This window comes from Pseudarthrobacter enclensis (assembly GCF_001457025.1).
Classification (GTDB): Bacteria; Actinomycetota; Actinomycetes; order Actinomycetales; family Micrococcaceae; genus Arthrobacter; species Arthrobacter enclensis.
On the sequence record NZ_KQ758605.1, the window covers coordinates 160,006 to 175,560 of the forward strand.

Here is a 15,555-nt window from a genome sequence, read left to right on the forward strand (position 1 = left end):
GCCCGGACGCCGGACACACACTCGAAGCCAGCCTGATCCGCTGCCCTTCCGCCGTTCCTCCGGCCCCCATTTTGCCGACTGCCGCCCCGCGGCACCCACGACGCCGGCGGCACTGCTGCCGCCCCGGCCTCCAGCACAGGAGTACTGCATGACCGCAGCCCGTCAGCCCAGCGCGAATACTTCACCACTTTCCACCGAACGGCACTATTCTGGAAGTGCCGAACCTTCAAAGGAGACCATGACCAGCCAGCCCAACACAGGATCCGACCCAGCAGCCCAGGACATGAGTCCTGAGGAGATCCAAGCTGTTATCGACAGGATCCTCGCCAAGGACGTACCGGCCAAGTCCAGGACGTCAGGCGGTGCCGGCAACGGAAAAGCTGTCCTGGGGAAGGCCCAGGCCATCTCCTTCCTGGACGAGGAACACTCCGAATACGACGGCGACCAGCAGGACCTCGAGGAGCGCCGGGCCCTGCGCCGCACCGCAGGCCTCTCAACCGAGCTCGAAGACGTCACCGAAGTCGAATACCGCCAACTCCGCCTGGAACGTGTGGTCCTGGCCGGACTGTGGTCCGACGGAACCCTTGCGGACGCGGAAAACTCCCTTCGGGAACTCGCCGCACTGGCCGAAACCGCCGGGTCCGAGGTGCTGGACGGGCTTGTCCAGCGCCGGGCAAAGCCGGACCCCGGCACCTTTTTGGGATCCGGCAAAGCCCTGGAACTCAAGGATGTGGTGATGTCCACCGGCGCCGACACCGTAGTGGTGGACGCAGAGCTGGCCCCGTCGCAGCGGCGTGGCCTCGAAGACATCGTCAAGGTCAAGGTCATAGACCGGACCGCACTGATCCTGGACATCTTTGCCCAGCATGCCAAGAGCCGTGAGGGCAAGGCGCAGGTGGAGCTGGCGCAGCTCGAGTACCTGCTGCCCAGGCTCCGCGGCTGGGGCGAGTCCATGTCCCGGCAGGCCGGTGGCCAGGTTGGCGGCGCGGCCGCCGGCATGGGTTCGCGCGGTCCCGGTGAGACGAAGATCGAACTGGACCGGCGGCGGATCCGTACGCGCATGGCGAAGCTGCGGCGCGAGATCGCCGCGATGAAGCCGGCGCGCGAAACCAAACGCGCCAACCGCCGTCGTAATGCCGTCCCGTCCGTAGCCATTGCCGGCTACACAAACGCCGGGAAATCATCGCTGCTCAACCGACTGACGGATGCCGGCGTCCTGGTGGAGAACGCCCTGTTCGCCACCCTGGATCCCACAGTCCGCAAGGCGGAGACTGCAGACGGGCTGGGCTACACCCTGGCTGACACGGTGGGGTTCGTCCGTTCACTGCCCACCCAGCTGGTGGAGGCCTTCCGGTCCACGCTGGAGGAAGTGGCGGATTCCGACCTGATCCTGCACGTGGTGGACGCTTCCCACCCGGACCCCGAGGGCCAGATCGCCGCGGTCCGCAAAGTGTTCGCCGAGGTTGACGCGCGCAAGGTCCCCGAGATCATCGTGCTCAACAAGGCCGACGCCGCGGACCCGTTCGTGCTGGAGCGGCTGAAGCAGCGCGAGCCGCGGCACGTGGTGGTGTCCGCCCGCACGGGCCAGGGCATCGCGGAACTGCTGAAAGCCATCAGCGACTCGATACCGCGGCCCGGCGTCAAGCTTGAGCTGCTCATCCCGTACAACCGCGGCGACCTGATCAGCAAACTGCATGACTCCGATGCCGAAATCATCAGCATGGACCATGTGGAAGCCGGCACCCGGGCGGTGGTGATGGTCCGCGAGGGCCTCGCCGCCGAACTGGAATCCTTCGCCGTCAATGACTGAGGTTGTGGCCAAAGGACAAACGGAAACGGCCGGCGGGCAGTTCGCCATCGAACTGCTCGACCGGGCCGTTTCCGCCATGGGCGGCCAAAGCCGCAGCGGGCAGCATGAAATGGCCCGGCAGGTGGCGAACGCCATTGAAACGGGCAACCACCTGCTGGTCCAGGCCGGCACCGGAACCGGCAAATCACTCGCCTACCTGATCCCGCTTATCGCGCATGCGTTGAAGAGCAACAGGCCGGCCCTGGTGTCCACGGCAACCCTGGCACTGCAGACCCAGATCGTTGGGCGCGACCTGCCGCGGCTGCTCAAGGCCATCACCCCCGCACTGGACCGGCCCGTCAAGGTGGCCCTGGTCAAGGGCCGCTCCAACTACGTGTGCAGGCACAAGCTGGAGGGCGGATTCCCGTCCGAGGAACCATCCGAGGGCCAGTTGTTCTCCCTGGGCGAGGACACCAGTGTTCCCCACTTCGCGGCCGCCGTCGGCGGTCCGTCCTCGCAACTGGGCAAGGAGGTTGTACGGCTGCGCGAGTGGGCGGAAAAGACCGCCACCGGTGACCGCGATGAGCTCCTCCCCGGCGTAACGGACCGGGCGTGGCGGCAGGTCTCCGTCACCGCCATGGAGTGCCTGGGTGCCCAAAAGTGCCCCCTCGCGGAGGAATGCTTCAGCGAACTGGCCCGCCAGGACGCTGCAGAGGCCGATGTGGTGGTCACCAACCACGCGATGCTTGCCGTCAGTGCCTTTGAGGGCCTCGCCGTCCTGCCCGAGTACGACGTCGTGGTGGTGGACGAGGCCCACGAACTGCAGGACCGGGTCACGGGTGCGGTGTCCGGCCAGCTGTCCGTCGCCATGGTGCACGCTGCCGCCGCCGGTGCGCGCAAGCACACGGCCATCACCGTCGATGCCCTCAACGCCGCCGCAGCCAACCTTGAACTGGCGCTGGCCGGCGCGCCCGGCGGGTTGCTTCCCAACGGGCTGAACGATGAACAGCTCGACTGCGTCGACCAACTCCGCGAGGCGTGCCGTGCGGCCCTCTCCGATTCCAAGGGCGACAGCAGCAACACGGCCGACGGCGGCAGGCAGCTGGCGCGTTCACGGCTGATGCTGATCCTTGAACTGTGTGAACGGCTGCTTGCCGCCCGCGAGAACAGGGAAGTCGTATGGATCTCACGCACCGGTTCCTTCGATCCCGCACAGGGCTACACCCAACCGGACGAGAACGCTCCGGCCCTGGTCAACATCGCGCCGCTGTCCGTGGCAGGCAGGCTGCGGGAAGGCCTGTTCGCAGGCCACACCGTGATCCTTACCTCCGCCACCCTGGCGATAGGCTCTGCCTTCGAACCTGCGGCCGGCGGCCTGGGGCTCGTGGGGGACGGCGCGCCCTCGTGGAGCGGGGTGGACGTCGGTTCGCCCTTCGACTACCCCAAGCAGGGCATCCTCTACGTCGCCGGGCACCTGCCCAAGCCGGGCCGGGGGACTTCCCCCGAGTCGCTGGCCGAGCTCGAGGCGCTGATCCGGGCCTCCAACGGCGGCGCCCTGTGCCTTTTCTCGTCACGCCGGGCGGCGGAGGACGCCGCTGAAGCGCTCCGTCCCAAGCTGGACATGACCGTCCTGTGCCAGGGTGACTCCACCATGACGGCGCTGGTCAAACAGTTCGCGGACGAGCCGGACACCTGCCTGTTCGGCACCATGTCACTGTGGCAGGGCGTTGACGTTCCCGGTGTGTCCTGCAGGCTGGTGGTGATCGACCGGATTCCGTTCCCCCGTCCGGACGATCCCCTGATGACCGCCCGGTCACGCGCCGTCGCCCAGGCAGGCGGCAACGGCTTCATGTCTGTGTCCGCCACGCACGCTGCCATCCGCCTGGCCCAGGGAGCCGGCCGGTTGATCCGGTCCACGGGAGACAAAGGCGTGGTGGCCGTGCTGGATTCGCGGCTCGCCACCGAACGCTACGCCGGTTTCCTGCGCGGCGCCCTGCCGCCGTTTTGGGCAACAACGGACCGGACGACGGCGGTCGCGGCCTTGCAGAGGCTGGCTGGCGGCACACCGTGACCCCTGGGATGCTGACCTGGGCTGCTGACCTGGGGCGCGAACCCACCGCAGGCCCTGCGGCCAATACGGAAAAGAGGCACCATCCCGTGGGGAAAGTGCCTCTTTCGGTTTTGAACTTGCGTGGACGCAGTTTGGCTCCGGGCGGCGCCGCTACAGCGAGCGGAGGACCGAGACCACCTTGCCCATGATGGTGGCGTGGTCACCGAGGATGGGCTCGTACTGGGTGTTCTGGGGCAGCAGCCAGGTGTGGCCGTCGCGCTGGCGGAAGGTTTTGACGGTCGCCTCATCATCAAGGAGCGCGGCGACGATGTCACCGTTGGCCGCGTCCGCCTGGCGGCGAACCACCACCCAGTCGCCGTCGCAGATGGCTGCGTCAACCATGGAGTCTCCGGCCACCTTGAGCATGAACAGTTCGCCCTGCCCCACCAGCTGGCGGGGCAGCGGCATGACATCCTCAACCATCTGTTCGGCGAGGATGGGCCCGCCCGCGGCGATCCGGCCCACCAAGGGGACCATTGCCGTATCCAATGCGGTGGGCAGCTCCGTGACCGAAGCGCCCGGCGCTTTCTTTGGCGATGCGGGTTCGGCGGTGCCCTTGCCGGCTGCACCTGCTGCGCCTCCGTCCAGCGTCAGCGGCATCAGGACTTCCATGGCGCGCGGACGCTTCGGATCGCGGCGGAGGTAACCAAGCTTCTCCAGCTGGGACAGCTGGTGGGTCACGCTGGACAGGCTGGCCAGGCCGACGGTGTCCCCGATTTCACGCATTGACGGCGGGTAGCCGTTGACGTTGACCGAACGCTGGATGGTTTCCAGGATCTTCTTCTGCCGGGGTGTCAGCCCCTTGACGGTGCGTTTGGGCTGGGGGGCTGCCCTGCCGCCGGTGGCTGCTGCTGCCATGTTTGCCGTTGCCTTTCGGTTGCCACCGGGCTCACAAGTGCACCGGACTGGGTGGTTCTGCCCTCATTGTCAGACCCTGCTGATCAACTTCAGGAGTGGTTGTTCCTGCACTCAAAACTAGGTCAGCCACAGGGCATTTTCAAACATTTGTTCTAGCGAGTCTCGACATTGTTCGTCCATAAGTGCTAAAAATGGAACAGGCTGTATTCGAACATGTGTTCTAAGGATGTGGGATACCTTCGAACACACACACCAGTCGGCCCGCCAGGCCGGCAGCAGCGCAAGCGGCGCAGAGCGGCACGGGGCGGAACAGAACGGTCCAGGAGGGCTAAGGTCATGTCAGCTACATCAGCATTCACGGCGCGGGAATCCGGAGCAGCGAACGCCAAGGCGGAGCACCACGCACCATCCGCCCGGCACAACCAGGCGGCCCTGCCCCCGCTCCGCCTCACCCGGCGCGGCAAGATCGTGCTGTTCGGCATCCCCCTGGTGCTGCTGGCGGCCCTGCTGCTCTCCCTGGGCGGATTCTTCAACTCGCCGGCCAAGGCATCCGAGTCGGCGGCTGACCTTGCAGTGACTCCTGCCGTGACGGTGACTGTGCAACCGGGGGAGTCCCTCTGGGGTATCGCCGGCGCTGTCGCACCGGACCGTGATGCGCGGGATGTCGTGGCGGACATCGTCCAGCTGAACAACCTGCCCGCCGGGAAGATCCTCCCGGGGCAGCAGCTGTATGTTCCCACCCGCTAGGAACAGGCCGCGCCGGCAGGAGGCCCCGCCGGCGCCGGCAGGGCGCCTCCGGACCGTCACATTTTCCGGCGGCCCGGGCGCCCACTAAACTGTTCAGGTGAATGACCAGCTTGAGCGCCTGAACCGTCTTCCCCTCCGCAGCAACCTTCGCGGGCTGACGCCTTACGGCGCCCCGCAGCTGGACGTCCCCATCCTCCTCAACGTCAACGAGAACACCCATGGCGTGCCGGCGGACGTCAGGGCCGCCATCACCGCCGCGGTTTCCGAAGCTGCCATGGGCCTCAACCGCTACCCGGACCGGGAGTTCACCGAGCTCCGGAAGGCACTGGCCGACTACCTCGGCCACGGACTGGATGAGACAAATATCTGGGCCGCCAACGGATCCAACGAGGTGCTCCAGCAGATCCTGCAGGCGTTCGGCGGCCCCGGCCGCACCGCGCTCGGGTTCCCGCCCACGTATTCCATGTACCCGCTGCTTGCCAGCGGCACAGACACGACGTACATCAAGGGCGAACGCGAAGAAGGCTACGAACTCAGTGCCGAATCGGCGGCGCGCCAGGTACGCGAACTCAAGCCCGGCATCGTCTTCCTGTGCTCGCCCAACAACCCCACCGGCACCGGCCTTGGCCTGGACGTCGTCGAGGCCGTCTACGAGGCCGGCAACGAAAGCCAAACCATCGTGATCGTGGATGAGGCCTACCACGAGTTTGCCCATGACGGCACGCCCAGCGCCCTCACCCTGCTGCCCGGCAGGGAACGCCTCATCGTTTCCCGCACCATGAGCAAGGCTTTCGCGCTGGCCGGCGCCCGGCTGGGCTACATGGCAGCAGCCCCCGAAGTTGCCGATGCCCTGCGCCTGGTCCGGCTGCCCTACCACCTCTCCGCCATCACCCAGGCAACAGCCCTTGCCGCGCTGCAGCACCGCGAAGCCCTTATGGCCGACGTCGAGGACATCAAAAAGCAGCGCGACCGCATCGTCTCGGAACTGACCCGCATGGGCCTCTCCCCGGCAGCATCGGACTCTAACTACGTGTTCTTCGGCGGGCTCGAAAACCCCCACCAGGTGTGGCAGGACCTGCTCGATGCCGGTGTGCTGATCCGCGACGTCGGCATCCCCGGACACCTGCGCGTCACAGCCGGCACTGAGACGGAAACCACAGCTTTCCTGACTTCGCTGGAGAGCATCCTTGCCAACCGGCCGGCAGTCCGCGCCTAAACTTGAACCATCGGCTCTGACGCCCTGAACCACCCCTTCGCCCCAAAAGGACATGTGACCATGACTTCCACCGGACCGAACCCGGCAGCCGCCCGGACCGCGCGCATGGAGCGCGCCACCAGCGAGTCGTCCGTGCTCGTGGAAATCAACCTCGACGGTACCGGCGTCTCGGACATCGACACCTCAGTGCCGTTCTACGACCACATGCTGACGGCCCTGTGCAAGCATTCCCTGATCGACATGACGGTCAAGGCCACCGGGGACACCCACATCGACGTCCACCATACCGTTGAGGACACCGCCATCACCTTCGGCGAGGTGCTGCGCACCGCCTTGGGCAACAAGGCCGGCATCCGACGCTTCGGCGAAGCCACCGTGCCGCTGGACGAAGCTCTGGCACACGCCGTGGTGGACGTCTCCGGCCGCCCCTACCTGGTGCACGGCGGCGAGCCAGCAGGCCAGGAATACCACCTGATCGGTGGCCACTTCACCGGTTCGCTGACCCGGCACGTCTTCGAAGCCATCACCCTGCACGCAGGAATCTGCCTCCACATGAACGTCATGGCAGGCCGCGACCCCCACCACATCGTCGAAGCCCAGTTCAAGGCCTTCGCCCGCGCCCTGCGGGCCGCCATCGAACCGGACCCGCGGGTCGAGGGCATTCCGTCCACCAAGGGGGCACTGTGAGCGGCCAGATCCTGAAAGACGGCGCCATCATCGACCCCTCCGCGTCGAGGCGGCCCGTGTCACCGGAAGGCAAGCCCACCGTCACCGTGCTGGATTACGGCTCAGGCAACGTCAGGTCCGCAGTGCGCGCCCTGGAGCGGGCCGGTGCCGAGGTCATCCTCAGCGCCAAGCCCGAAGACGTCCTGAACGCGGACGGCTTGGTGGTCCCCGGCGTTGGAGCCTTCGAAACGGTCATGCGTGAGCTCAAGGCCGTGGACGGCATCCGGCTGATCGGGCGCCGCGTCGCGGGCGGCCGCCCCGTCCTGGGGATCTGCGTGGGCCTGCAGGTGCTCTTCGAGGCGGGAGTCGAACACGGTACCGAATCCGAGGGCATCGGCGAATGGCCCGGGAAAGTGGAACTGCTGCCGGCAGAGGTGGTACCCCACATGGGCTGGAACACCGTCAAGGTGCCGGAAGGGTCCCGGCTGTTTGAAGGAGTGGAAGGCGAACGCTTCTACTTCGTGCACTCCTACGGCGTCCAGCAATGGAACTTTGACGTCATCCAGCCGCGGATGGCGCCGCCGCTCGTCACCTGGTCCGAGCACGGCGCACCCTTCATTGCCGCCGTCGAGAACGGCCCGCTGTGCGCTACCCAATTCCACCCGGAGAAGTCCGGCGACGCCGGCGCCCGCCTGCTTCGCAACTGGGTCGATGCCCTGCGCAAGCCCGCAGGCCCGGCCGCCGGTGCCACCGGCGGCGACGCCTGAATGTGGTCCATAGTCCTGATGGGGCTCGCCGGCCTGCTGGTGGGCGGGGCCCTGTCCTTCAGGCAGCAGCACAAGCCGCTGTGGACGCAGATATCGTTCTGGGTGCTGGCCGGCATGGCGCTGCTGGCCGCGTACCTGCTGACACTGCCGGCCACCTGACGCTTTCCGCGTGGCCACACGCCCCGCACTTCTGTCCGGCACGCGCCGGCAGCGACCGCCCACGACACCAAGGATGAACATGACCACCGCACAAGACCTGCCGGTCCTCGAACTGCTGCCCGCCGTCGACGTTGTCAATGGCCAGGCCGTTCGGCTGGTCCAGGGCGAGGCCGGCAGCGAAACCAGCTACGGCACCCCGCTGGAGGCCGCCCTGAACTGGCAGCAGCAGGGTGCGGAATGGGTTCACCTGGTGGACCTCGACGCCGCCTTCGGCCGAGGCTCCAACGCAGAGCTGCTCCGCGAGGTGGTGGGCCGGCTGGACATCAAGGTGGAGCTGTCCGGCGGGCTTCGCGACGACGCATCCCTCGAAGCCGCCCTGGACCTGGGTGTTGCCCGCGTGAACCTGGGCACCGCCGCGCTGGAGAATCCCGAGTGGACGGGCCGGGCCATCGAGCGCTTCGGCGACAAGATCGCCGTCGGCCTCGATGTCCGCGGAACAACCCTGGCCGGCCGGGGCTGGACCAAGGAAGGCGGCGACCTGTGGGACGTACTGGCACGCCTCGAAGAGGCCGGCTGCGCCCGCTACGTTGTCACCGACGTCACCAAGGACGGAACCCTGCAGGGCCCCAACGTTGAACTGCTGCGCCAGATGGTGGAGAAGACCGGCAAACCGGTGGTGGCCTCGGGCGGCATCTCCAGCCTCGAAGACCTCAAGGTCCTGCGGTCCCTCGTCCCGCTGGGCGTTGAAGGGGCCATCGTCGGCAAGGCGCTGTACGCCGGCGCCTTTACGCTGCCCGAAGCACTCGACGTGGCCGGCCGCCGCTAGGCTGCCGGGATTCCCAGGATGGCCAGCCACGACTCAGGCTCACCGGCGCCCCGCCAGCTGCCCGGCCACATCGCGGCCGCGCTGGCCGGCGCAGGCGGCGCGGCGGACTCCGCAGGACAGCCCTGGGCGGGCCGCAGCCTCGCAGGTGGGGACGCGAAGATCCACAACTTCGAGGACGACGACGGCGCGGCCAACGCCGGCTACCTCGCCGCCATCGCCGCTATCCGCGGAGGAGCCGGTGACGAAGCCGCCGTCGTGGCATCCCTGGCCACTGCACGGGTGTTCATCCCCATCGTGGCCACGCTGGCTGAAGAGGCGGAGGGAAGCCACGGCCTGCAGGCCGACAAGCAGGCAGACATGGCCCTGGTGACCCTGAAGGCAGCCGACGGCAGGACAGCGCTGCCGGCCTTCACCTCGGCCGCAGCGCTGGCGGCCTGGCATCCGGAAGCCCGCCCGGTCGCCGTTTATGCCGCGCGGGCGGCCCTGTCCGCCGTGGCGGAGGGCGCCGAGCTGCTGGTCCTGGATCCCGGTGCGGACGTCACCTTCGTGGTCCGCAGGCCGGCCGTGTGGGCCCTGGCCCAGCAGCGTGACTGGACGCCGTCCTACGCGGACGGTGAGCTCGCCGCCGAAATGGGCGCCGCGGCCGCCGCGTTCCCTGCCGTCCGGCGTGTCGAACTCAGGCCCGGCGGGGGAGTGGCCTCCCGGGGAGCCGACGGCGCCGTGCTGCCGGGAGGCGGTGCCGGACCGGAACTGCAGGTGGTGCTCTACCTGGAAGACGGGCTCGATGCCGCGGGCGTGCAGCAGCTGGTGGCCGCGCTGCAGGAGGCGTGGTCCCGGAATGTATTGTTTGGGGAGCGGGTCGATTCGCTCGAGGTCAAGCTGCGGCGCGCAACAGGCTAGCCGGCAGGAACGGGACGATCCCCGGGTTCCTGCGGCATACGTAAGGAACCTTGTCGTGAACTTCGCTCTCTACCGGGAGTTGCTCGCCGTCCGGCCCATCCGGCGGCTGTTGCTGGTGGGCATGATTGCCCGTATTCCGCACTCGGCGGCCGGGGTGCTGCTGACCCTGCACATCGTCCTCACCCTGGGGCAGGGCTACGCCGCCGCCGGAGCCGCTGCCGCGGTGATGACCATCGGCATAGCCCTCGGGGCGCCCTGGCGCGGACGCCGCGTGGACACCGCCGGGCTCCGCCGCGCGCTGGTGCCCTCGGTGATATCCGAAGCCGTCATCTGGTCCATTGTTCCGCAAGTGTCGTACCAGTGGCTGTTGCCGCTGGTGTTCGTCGGAGGCCTCCTGACGCTGCCCATTTTCAGCGTGGTGCGCCAGTCTTTGGGCGTCCTTGCCGACGGCAACCAGCGGCGCACCGCGTTCGCCCTGGATGCCATCAGCACCGAGATGGTGTTCATGATCGGCCCCGCCGCGGGCGCGGTGGTGGCCACCAGCGGGCACACCACCGCCGGCCTGACCGTCGTGGGGCTGGCCACATCCCTCGCAGGGCTGTTCCTGATCTGGTTCAACCCGCCCACCCGAAGCCCCGCCCAGGATGCCGAATACGCAGGGGACCAGCAGCATGCAGCGGAAGTGGCAGTGGTCTCCGCGGCGCCGGCCCACGTCCAGGAAGCCGCTGCGGACCTGGTGCCGGCCGCGGCAGCACCTGCCTCCGGGGTCCGCGGCCGGGTGGCGCACAGTTTCGCCTGGTTCACCGCTGCCGTGGCCGCTGTGTTCGCCGTGGCAGCCGGGGCGGGCATGGTACTCAGCGGCAGCGACGTCGGCATCGTTGCCGCGCTGGAAATCGGCGGCCACCAAGGCGAAATCGGGATTGTCTTCCTGTTCTGGTGCGCCGCATCCGTGGTGGGCGGCCTGGTCTATGGCGCCATGCACCGCCCTGTTCCACCGCTGCTGCTCCTGCTGGGGATGGCGGCGTTCACCATTCCCATGGGATTCGCCGACGGGACCTGGTCACTGGCCCTGCTGTCCATCCTGCCCGGACTGCTGTGCGCACCGGTGCTGTCAGCGGCGTCGGAGAAGGTGGCCGACCTCGTGTCCGAGGAACGCCGCGGCGAGGCGATGGGCTGGTACGGGTCGGCCCTCACCGGCGGGGTGGCGCTGGGATCGCCGCTGGCCGGCGTCTTCATCGACACCATGGGTCCGTCCGGCGGCTTTGTGTCCGTGGGGGCTGCGGGAGTCCTGCTCTGCCTCGCCGGCCTGCTGCTGCAGCGGAGGCGGCGGCAAACGGCCTGACGCCGACGCACTCCTGGCGCCTCAGGCCTGGGCTTAAAAGGACGACGGCGGGACAGCCGGTGGAGGCTGTCCCGCCGTCGGGCGTTGTCCGGGGGAGTCCGCGTCAGTTCACCGCGCCCGTGTACTTCTCGCCCGGGCCCTTCCCCGGAGCGTCCGGGATCAGCGACTCTTCGCGGAAGGCCAGCTGCAGGGACCGGAGTCCGTCACGCAACGGGCCGGCGTGCTGCGAACCGATCTCCGGCGCCGCTGCCGTTACCAGTCCCGCCAGGGCAGTGATCAGTTTGCGGGCCTCGTCCAGGTCCTTCAGTTCGGCGGCGTTGTCCTCGGCGGCCAGGCCCAGCTTGACGGCTGCGGCGCTCATGAGGTGGACGGCGGCGGTGGTGATGACCTCGATGGCCGGAACCTCGGAGATGTCCCGGATCTGCTGCGAGACGTCAGCGGCAGCGGTTCCGCCCTCCTGGGCAGGCTCGAAAACGTATGAATTACTGTGTGGGGTGCTCATACTGGTAAGCTTGACACAGACCGACTGAATGTCGTTATTTCAGAGATTGCCCTCACAGGCCAGGTTCCCAGCGGCGCCCATCCGCGCTGACGGGAATTTTCTCTGTAGAATGGCATGCAGTTTGCAAGCGGAGTTCTCTCCCACCCGCGTCAGCCGTTGTTCCAAGGTCCACTCCAGGATTCCGTGGAACGCAAGGTTGCCGGGTACCGGTTGGGCATTGACCCCGGACACCGTCCGGACCAATGTATGCAGTCCCGTTCCGCGGGGCCGTGCAGCCAGCCGATCACGAGGCCTTCGATTGCTCCGGCAATTGGGGGCCTTCTCTGTTTGCCGGGAAACGACAACAACAACAGGAGCTTTAACATTAGCGAGCCAAGAATCAATGAGCGTATCCGCGTCCCCGAGGTGCGGCTGGTCGGCCCTGCAGGTGAACAGGTAGGCATCGTCCGTATCGAGGATGCCCTCCGTCTGGCTGCCGAGTCCGACCTTGATCTCGTTGAAGTTGCACCTCAGGCCAAGCCTCCGGTGTGCAAGCTGATGGACTTCGGCAAGTACAAGTACGAGGCCGCAGTCAAGGCACGTGAAGCCCGGAAGAACCAGACGAACACTGTTCTGAAGGAAATCCGTTTCCGCCTGAAGATCGACACCCACGACTACGAGACCAAGCGCGGACACGCACTGCGCTTCCTCGGCGCCGGGGACAAGGTCAAGGCCATGATCCAGTTCCGCGGCCGCGAGCAGCAGCGTCCGGAGATGGGCATCCGTCTCCTCCAGCGGTTTGCCGACGACGTCGCCGAGGTGGGTGTGGTTGAGTCCAGCCCGCGCATCGATGGCCGCAACATGGTCATGGTGGTCGGTCCGCTGAAGAACAAGGCAGAAGCGAAAGCCGAGGCCCGCCGCGCCACCCAGCGCGCCGAAGCCAAGGCCCAGAACGAAGCAAAGGCTGCCGGCCGCGTTGACACGTCCGGCAAGGACCAGGCTCCCATGACGCAGTCGCTGGGTGACCTGCTGCCCGAAGGCTTCACTGTTTCCAGCGAGCCCGAGGCACCTGCTGAGGAGCAGGCGCCCGCAGTGGCTGAGGCTGCCGCTCCGGAGGTTCCCGCCAAGGCTGAAGCCCCGAAGCAGGAAGCTCCCAAGCAGGAAGCCCCCAAGCAGGAAGCTCCGAAGCAGGAAGCCCCCAAGGCCTCCGCTCCGGCGCCGAAGCCTGCGGCAGCTGAGAAGCCCGCGGCGGCCGCGCCTTCGGCTCCGAAGCCCGCGGCGGTTCCCGCTCCGCCGAAGCCCGTGGCCAGGCCTGCTGCACCGAAGCCGGGCGCCCGTCCCGTGCCCAAGGCAGTGCCGAAGCCGTCAGGCAAGAAAACCACTTAGTTCACACCTGCCGGAGGCCTTGCCGCCGGCAGTCAGCAAGCAGCAGGCCGTCCCTGGGACGGCTGCGCGACAGAACTGCAGGCCCAGCCTGCGGATACGTAAGGAGATCGGTTCCCATGCCGAAGATGAAGACCCACAGCGGTGCTAAGAAGCGCTTCAAGCTGACCGGCAGCGGCAAGCTGCGCCGCCAGCAGGCCAACCGCCGCCACTACCTCGAGCACAAGTCCACCCGGCTGACCCGCCGCCTCGCCTCCGACAAGATTGTCTTCAAGGGCGACGCCAAGGTCATCCGGAAGATGCTCGGCATCTAATTTCCAAGTTCTTAGGCTGACTGCCGTCCGGCAGCCGGTCACCTGCCAAAAAGCCTTCTCAGGCCACCGGGATATCCGGGAATAGATGCTTGGGATCAGATTTTCGAAGGAGTACGCACGTGGCACGTGTGAAGAGGGCGGTTAACGCCCACAAGAAGCGCCGGGTTGTTCTCGAACGCGCAAAGGGCTACCGCGGACAGCGTTCGCGCCTGTACCGCAAGGCCAAAGAGCAGCTGCTGCACTCGTTTGTGTACAGCTACGGCGACCGCAAGAAGAAGAAGGGCGACTTCCGCCGCCTGTGGATCCAGCGCATCAACGCTGCTTCCCGCGCCAACGGCCTCACCTACAACCGCCTGATCCAGGGCCTCAAGGCCGCTGAGGTCGAGGTTGACCGCCGCATGCTGGCCGAGCTGGCCGTGTCCGACGCCAACGCCTTCGCTGCGCTGGTCAAGGTTGCCAAGGACTCGCTGCCTTCCGACACCTCCGCTCCTGCCGTCCAGGCTGCTGCCGCCCCCAAGGCTGCCAAGAAGCCGGCCACCCGCAAGAAGGCTGTTGCCGCCGAGGCCGCTGCAGAGTAAGCACTCTTCCGGCCCCGCCAGGGCCGGTTCAGGAACCGGTGGCAGCAGCCACTAGAGTTCTTGTATGAACAAAACCGGGCGCCCGCAAGATTTACCGCTGTCCAATCCCCGAGCCGATCGGGTCCGTGACGTGGCAAAGCTTGCAGGGCGCCCGGCCCGTTTAAAGCGCGGCCATTTCCTGGTCGAAGGCCCGCAGGCGGTCCGCGAGGCGTTGAAACTCCACCAGGAACGGCTTGCCGGCGGCGAACCCGGCGTCGTCACGGAGGTCTTCGCCAGCGAAGCATGCCTGGACCGTTACCCGGAATTCGAGGACCTGGCAGAAGGCACCAACGCCCGGCTGGCCACGGACGAGGTGCTTGCCGCCATGGCGGACACGGTCAACCCGCAGGGGATTATCGCCGTCTGCCGCTTCGTCGACGTTTCCCTCGACACCGTCCTCGACGCCGGTCCGCGCCTGATTGCCGTACTCTGCCAGGTGCGCGATCCCGGAAACGCCGGAACGGTCCTGCGCGCCGCCGACTCCGCAGGTGCGGATGCCGTTGTACTCACCGCGTCCAGCGTGGACATCTACAACCCGAAGGCGGTCAGGTCGACAGCCGGCTCACTCTTCCACCTGCCGGTGGTCCTGGGCGCCGATGCCGCGGAACTGGCGGCGGCCTGCCGCGCGCGGGGGATCGGCATCCTGGCAGCCGACGGCTACGGGTCGCTGAACCTGGACGCCCTGCAGGATGAAAACGCCCGGCGCAGGCTCACCGGTGCCGGACCGGCGTCGGCGTTCGACCTGGGAGCCCCTACCGCCTGGCTGTTCGGCAATGAGGCCCAGGGGCTGTCCGCCGGGGAACTCGACCTTGCGGACCACCGCGTGGCCGTGCCGATCTACGGGGCGGCTGAGAGCCTGAACCTGGGGACTGCTGCGACGGTCTGCCTGTACGCAAGTGCACGGTCCCAGCAGGAGCCGGCGCACGGTGAGACGACGCACGAATAAAGGCATCATCCGGTCCAGTGCCAGGTGACCGGAGAGACGCCGCACGAATAAAGGCCCCGGAAATTCCGGGGCCATTGATAGCGGATGATTCTGCCAACGGGGCAGATCAGGGTGCGCGCGTTGCCTTGCCGCGGCCGGTGATCGCTCCGTAGATGCCGGCGACAACCAGGCCGCCAACAATAGCGAGAATCCAGGTTCCGAGGTCGAAGAATGCGAGATCGCCCCGGTTGAACAGGAGGCTGCCGATCCAGCCGCCTACGATAGCGCCAACCACGCCCAGAACCAGGCTGGTGACCCAACCGCCGCCGACCCTGCCGGGCATGACGGCTTTAACGATGGCCCCAACGATCAGGCCGAGAATAATCCAAGCAAGAAAACCCATGTTTCCTCCTCATATTCACGGGAACGTGATGGTCCCGATGAGCCTCAAGCTA

At 67.2% G+C, this 15,555-nt stretch carries 17 protein-coding genes; 14 read left to right on the forward strand and 3 right to left on the reverse strand.

Going from position 1 to position 15,555, the window contains the following annotated elements; translation table 11 throughout:
- The first annotated feature begins 238 nt into the window (after nt 1–238).
- Complete coding sequence (gene hflX / locus AS031_RS16165; protein WP_058269181.1) at nt 239–1,810, forward strand: GTPase HflX; 1,572 nt, start codon at nt 239–241, stop codon at nt 1,808–1,810.
- Nucleotides 1,803–3,860: an ATP-dependent DNA helicase gene (locus AS031_RS16170; RefSeq protein WP_058269182.1), complete on the forward strand. Its 2,058-nt coding sequence runs from the start codon at nt 1,803–1,805 to the stop codon at nt 3,858–3,860. Before hflX ends, AS031_RS16170 begins: the two co-directional genes overlap by 8 nt.
- 150 nt (nt 3,861–4,010) lie before the next feature.
- On the opposite strand, the gene lexA is transcribed toward AS031_RS16170, so the two are convergent.
- Nucleotides 4,011–4,757, reverse strand: a complete 747-nt coding sequence (lexA, locus tag AS031_RS16175) for a transcriptional repressor LexA (protein ID WP_058269183.1) — start codon at nt 4,755–4,757, stop codon at nt 4,011–4,013.
- A gap of 336 nt (nt 4,758–5,093) precedes the next feature.
- On the opposite strand from lexA, the gene AS031_RS16180 reads away from it, so the two are divergent.
- From AS031_RS16180 to AS031_RS16210, 8 genes are all read left to right on the forward strand, one after another.
- Entirely contained in the window at nt 5,094–5,504 is a 411-nt protein-coding gene (locus AS031_RS16180) for a LysM peptidoglycan-binding domain-containing protein (RefSeq protein ID WP_082642030.1), read from the forward strand.
- 97 nt (nt 5,505–5,601) lie between these two features.
- Nucleotides 5,602–6,720 carry a histidinol-phosphate transaminase gene (locus tag AS031_RS16185; protein ID WP_058269184.1) on the forward strand — a complete coding sequence of 373 codons (1,119 nt, stop codon included), beginning with the start codon at nt 5,602–5,604 and terminating at the stop codon, nt 6,718–6,720.
- A gap of 60 nt (nt 6,721–6,780) precedes the next feature.
- On the forward strand, nt 6,781–7,407 hold the full coding sequence (hisB, locus tag AS031_RS16190; protein ID WP_058269227.1) for an imidazoleglycerol-phosphate dehydratase HisB: 627 nt from the start codon (nt 6,781–6,783) through the stop codon (nt 7,405–7,407).
- Nucleotides 7,404–8,153: an imidazole glycerol phosphate synthase subunit HisH gene (gene hisH, locus AS031_RS16195; protein WP_058269185.1), complete on the forward strand. Its 750-nt coding sequence runs from the start codon at nt 7,404–7,406 to the stop codon at nt 8,151–8,153. Before hisB ends, hisH begins: the two co-directional genes overlap by 4 nt.
- Entirely contained in the window at nt 8,154–8,312 is a 159-nt protein-coding gene (locus AS031_RS20055; RefSeq protein WP_169793886.1) for a hypothetical protein, read from the forward strand.
- A 79-nt stretch (nt 8,313–8,391) separates the two neighbouring features.
- Nucleotides 8,392–9,138: a bifunctional 1-(5-phosphoribosyl)-5-((5-phosphoribosylamino)methylideneamino)imidazole-4-carboxamide isomerase/phosphoribosylanthranilate isomerase PriA gene (gene priA / locus AS031_RS16200; protein WP_058269186.1), complete on the forward strand. Its 747-nt coding sequence runs from the start codon at nt 8,392–8,394 to the stop codon at nt 9,136–9,138.
- Between the two features lie 18 nt (nt 9,139–9,156).
- Nucleotides 9,157–10,038 (forward strand): SseB family protein, encoded by an 882-nt coding sequence (locus AS031_RS16205; RefSeq protein ID WP_058269187.1) that lies wholly within the window; start codon nt 9,157–9,159, stop codon nt 10,036–10,038.
- 55 nt (nt 10,039–10,093) lie between these two features.
- Entirely contained in the window at nt 10,094–11,380 is a 1,287-nt protein-coding gene (locus tag AS031_RS16210; protein ID WP_058269188.1) for an MFS transporter, read from the forward strand.
- A gap of 103 nt (nt 11,381–11,483) precedes the next feature.
- Here the strand turns inward: AS031_RS16210 and AS031_RS16215 are convergent, their stop codons facing one another.
- On the reverse strand, nt 11,484–11,882 hold the full coding sequence (locus AS031_RS16215; protein ID WP_058269189.1) for a DUF1844 domain-containing protein: 399 nt from the start codon (nt 11,880–11,882) through the stop codon (nt 11,484–11,486).
- 405 nt (nt 11,883–12,287) lie between these two features.
- Here AS031_RS16215 and infC point away from each other — a divergent pair, with 405 nt between their 5' ends.
- From infC to AS031_RS16235, 4 genes are all read left to right on the forward strand, one after another.
- Nucleotides 12,288–13,247 (forward strand): translation initiation factor IF-3, encoded by a 960-nt coding sequence (gene infC / locus AS031_RS16220; RefSeq protein WP_058269190.1) that lies wholly within the window; start codon nt 12,288–12,290, stop codon nt 13,245–13,247.
- A 116-nt stretch (nt 13,248–13,363) separates the two neighbouring features.
- The gene (gene rpmI, locus AS031_RS16225; RefSeq protein WP_058269191.1) at nt 13,364–13,558 is read left to right on the forward strand and encodes a 50S ribosomal protein L35; all 195 of its coding nucleotides are present in this window, start codon (nt 13,364–13,366) and stop codon (nt 13,556–13,558) included.
- Between the two features lie 119 nt (nt 13,559–13,677).
- Nucleotides 13,678–14,136 carry a 50S ribosomal protein L20 gene (gene rplT, locus AS031_RS16230; protein WP_058269192.1) on the forward strand — a complete coding sequence of 153 codons (459 nt, stop codon included), beginning with the start codon at nt 13,678–13,680 and terminating at the stop codon, nt 14,134–14,136.
- A gap of 64 nt (nt 14,137–14,200) precedes the next feature.
- Nucleotides 14,201–15,121, forward strand: coding sequence for a TrmH family RNA methyltransferase (locus AS031_RS16235; protein WP_058269193.1), 921 nt, complete (start codon nt 14,201–14,203; stop codon nt 15,119–15,121).
- Nucleotides 15,122–15,227: 106 nt separating this feature from the next.
- On the opposite strand, the gene AS031_RS16240 is transcribed toward AS031_RS16235, so the two are convergent.
- Nucleotides 15,228–15,503, reverse strand: a complete 276-nt coding sequence (locus AS031_RS16240) for a GlsB/YeaQ/YmgE family stress response membrane protein (RefSeq protein WP_009358633.1) — start codon at nt 15,501–15,503, stop codon at nt 15,228–15,230.
- Nucleotides 15,504–15,555 lie beyond the last annotated feature (52 nt).